The organism is Actinoplanes sp. NPDC048791 (assembly GCF_040650095.1).
Taxonomy (GTDB): Bacteria; Actinomycetota; Actinomycetes; order Mycobacteriales; family Micromonosporaceae; genus Actinoplanes.
On record NZ_JBEZGQ010001054.1, the window covers coordinates 1 to 2,793 of the forward strand.

At 71.1% G+C, this 2,793-nt stretch carries 5 protein-coding genes; 2 read left to right on the forward strand and 3 right to left on the reverse strand.

Annotated features, from left to right (window positions below; all coding sequences use genetic code 11):
- Both AB0C29_RS41985 and AB0C29_RS41990 read right to left on the reverse strand, forming a co-directional pair.
- On the reverse strand, nucleotides 1-726 hold a 726-nt coding region (locus AB0C29_RS41985; protein WP_360832994.1), incomplete at its 3' end, for a PhzF family phenazine biosynthesis protein.
- Complete coding sequence (locus AB0C29_RS41990) at nucleotides 710-1,735, reverse strand: RNA polymerase subunit sigma-70 (protein ID WP_360832997.1); 1,026 nt, start codon at nucleotides 1,733-1,735, stop codon at nucleotides 710-712. The genes AB0C29_RS41985 and AB0C29_RS41990, both read right to left, overlap by 17 nt.
- Before the next feature lie 167 nt (nucleotides 1,736-1,902).
- Between AB0C29_RS41990 and AB0C29_RS41995 the strand changes: the two genes are divergently transcribed.
- On the forward strand, nucleotides 1,903-2,331 hold the full coding sequence (locus tag AB0C29_RS41995) for a hypothetical protein (protein WP_360833000.1): 429 nt from the start codon (nucleotides 1,903-1,905) through the stop codon (nucleotides 2,329-2,331).
- The gene (locus AB0C29_RS42000; protein ID WP_360556444.1) at nucleotides 2,325-2,558 is read left to right on the forward strand and encodes a helix-turn-helix transcriptional regulator; all 234 of its coding nucleotides are present in this window, start codon (nucleotides 2,325-2,327) and stop codon (nucleotides 2,556-2,558) included. The genes AB0C29_RS41995 and AB0C29_RS42000 overlap by 7 nt, the downstream gene beginning before the upstream one ends.
- Before the next feature lie 26 nt (nucleotides 2,559-2,584).
- Here AB0C29_RS42000 and AB0C29_RS42005 read toward each other — a convergent pair.
- Nucleotides 2,585-2,793 (reverse strand): hypothetical protein (locus tag AB0C29_RS42005; RefSeq protein WP_360833003.1); only part of this gene is annotated, 209 nt, incomplete at its 5' end.

Below are 2,793 nucleotides of genomic sequence, written 5' to 3' on the forward strand. Positions count from 1 at the left end.
GTCGGCGAGCCGGCCGTGCCGGCGCAGATAGGCCGCGACGCAGCCGGCGGCACTGCCGGTGGCCACGTCCTCGACGATGCCGTCGTTGTTCCAGTGCCGCCCCTCCAGGCCGTCCACGTCCAGCAGGTAGGCGAACTGCGCGCCGGCTGCGGCCAGCGGGGCCTCGAGGTCTTCGGTGATCCGGGCGCGGGCCAGAGCGTCGGCCCGCACCGGCAGGATCAGGTAACGCAGCCCGGTGCTGACCACCTCGGCGGGCAGTCCGGTGTCGAGATCCTCCGGATGCAGCGAAAACAACGGAAGCAGGCCCGCCACCTCAGGAGCTCCGAGGAAGTCCGGGGTGCCCTGCTCCAGCACACCGGCGTACTGCCCGGAGGAGTGCCGCCGGGTCGTGACCCGGACCGTGCGGGCCGGCAGCCGCAGCGTCCAGGTCTCGCTGTCGGCCGTGCCGTGCAGCGCGTGCAGCACGCAGGCCGCCCCGACCACCGGATGACCGGCGAAGCCGAGCTCCTCCAGCAGATCGAAGACCCGGGCCACCCAGCCCTCACCGTCGCGGGTCAGGAAGATGGACTCGAAATGGCGCAGCTCGCGGGTGATCGCCGCCATCTGCACGCCGTCGAGACCGGCGGACTCCGCGAAGACCGCAAGACTGTTGCCGCTGTACGCCCGGCTGCCGAAGACGTCGACGTGGTGATAGCGCAGCCGGTCCGGATCACTGGGTGGAGTCACCCGGCAAAGTCTCGGCGGTGCGGCGCGCGAAGTCGAGGCCGCCGAGCCGGTGCACGGTGGCCGGGTCGGAGAACACGACGATGCGGGCGATCCCCGTCGCGGTCGGCGTGATCATGCCGACCCCGAAGGCCTCGTACGAGCCGTCGGTCGCGCGGTGCCAGGCGGCGAAGCCCGCCTCCCCGTTCAGGCCGGCGGCCCGCATGCGCCACTCCCCCGGCGAGCCCAGAGCCTGGTGTTCCAGGTACCGCAGGCAGGTCTTCTTGCCCGAGTACCAACTGCGCACCGGTACGGCCTCCAGCACCGCGTCCGCCCGCAGCAGCCGCTCGATGGCGCCGATGTCCGCGGCCTCGAAAGCGGCCAGATATCCGCGCAACAGCTCCCGCGCCCGGGGATGGCTGGGCTCCACCACGTCGTCCATGCTCGGCGTGACCTCCTCGATGCGGCGCCGGGCCCGCTGGAGCAGGCTCTTCACGGCCGGGGTGGTGGTGTCGAGGCTCCGGGCCACCTCGGCCGCGGGCCAGGCCAGCACGTCTCGCAGAATCAGCACGGCCCGCTGCTTCGGCGGCAGGTACTGCAGGCTGGCGATCAGGGCCAGCCGGAGCGAGTCGCGGGAGATCACCGTCGCCTCCGGGTCGTCGGGCGCGGCGGCGAACAGCGCGTCGGGCACCGGCTGGATCCACCTGGTGCCGGGATCGCCGAGCACGGGCGGCGCGTACGGGTCGTCGCTGGGCGCGCCGAGCCCGGACGGCAGCACGCGGCGCTCGCGGTGCTGCAACGCCGTCAGGCAGGCGTTGGCCGCGATCCGGTAGAGCCAGGTACGCAGCGACGCCCGCCCCTCGAAGCCGCCGTACGACTTCCAGGCCCGCAGGTACGTCTCCTGCACCAGGTCCTCGGCGTCGTCGGCCGAACCGGTCATCCGGTAGCAGTGGGCGAGCAGCTCGCGGCGGAAAGTCTCGGCCCGGGCGGTGAACTCGTCATCGGCGCCCCCGCTGTCCCTGGTGCTCGGCATTTGTCGTCCTCCCGTACCGGTGGTTGGCCGTGAGCGCGCACTCCGGCCCAGAGTGACAGACCGCCCGGCCGGCCCGAAGGAATCGGATGTAAAACTTTTTAGACATCATGTCAAAGATTTGCTACCTTCTTCTATGTCAAACATTCTGTACATCGAAGGGGCCGGTCGTGACGCACGAGGAGAAACGCGCGTGGATCAGGCTGGTGGTGGCCGTCCTCGGCTACGCCGCCTACGTGGCCGTCATCGCGAGCCGCGTCGACGGCCGCCCACTGGCCTCGGTGCCGTACGCGGGAATTCTGCTGTGGACTGTCGGCGCCGCCATCGTCGCCTCGATCGTGGCCGAGATCGCGATGGCCGCGGGCAACCCCCGCGCCTCCCGCCTCAAGGACGACCGCGACCGCGAGATCGGCCGGCTCGGTGAGCACGTCGGGCAGTCGTTCGTCGTGATCGGCGCGGTCGCCGCGATGCTGATGGCGATGGCCGGGTGGGCGCCCTTCTGGATCGCCAACGTGATCTATCTGTGCTTCGTGCTGTCGGCGGTCCTCGGCGGCATCACCAAGGTCATCGTCTACCGCCGGAGCCTGCCGCCATGGTGAAGCCGACGCAGGTCACCAACAGCATCCGCGCGCTGCGCTTCGCGCACGGTGAGATGACCCAGGCCGAGCTGGCCGACCGGATCGGCGTGACCCGGCAGACGCTGATCGCCATCGAGCAGGGGCGCTACTCGCCCTCGCTGGAGATGGCCTTCCGGATCGCCCGGGTGTTCCGGGCGCCGCTCGACACCGTGTTCCAGTATCCCGACGACCCCGAGGAGAAACCGTGAAAGCCATCGCCCAGGACGCGTACGGCTCAGCCGACGTCCTCCAGCTCCGCGAGGTCGACCCGCCGCCGGTCGGCGACCGGGAAGTGCTCCTCGAGGTGCGCGCCGCCGGCGTCGACCCGGGCGTGTGGATCTTCATGACCGGCCGGCGACTTCGACATGAGCGTGGCCGCCGAGCTGTCCGATGCTCTGGTGCGCGCGGCCCGGGCCCCGGGCGTCCGGGAGGTCCTGGTCGACC

Excerpts from the sequence above, each read along its gene's own strand:
- AB0C29_RS41990 (WP_360832997.1), bottom strand. The coding sequence starts at position 1,735 with ATGCCGAGCACCAGGGACAGCGGGGGCGCCGATGACGAGTTCACCGCC.
- AB0C29_RS42000 (WP_360556444.1), top strand. The coding sequence starts at position 2,325 with ATGGTGAAGCCGACGCAGGTCACCAACAGCATCCGCGCGCTGCGCTTC.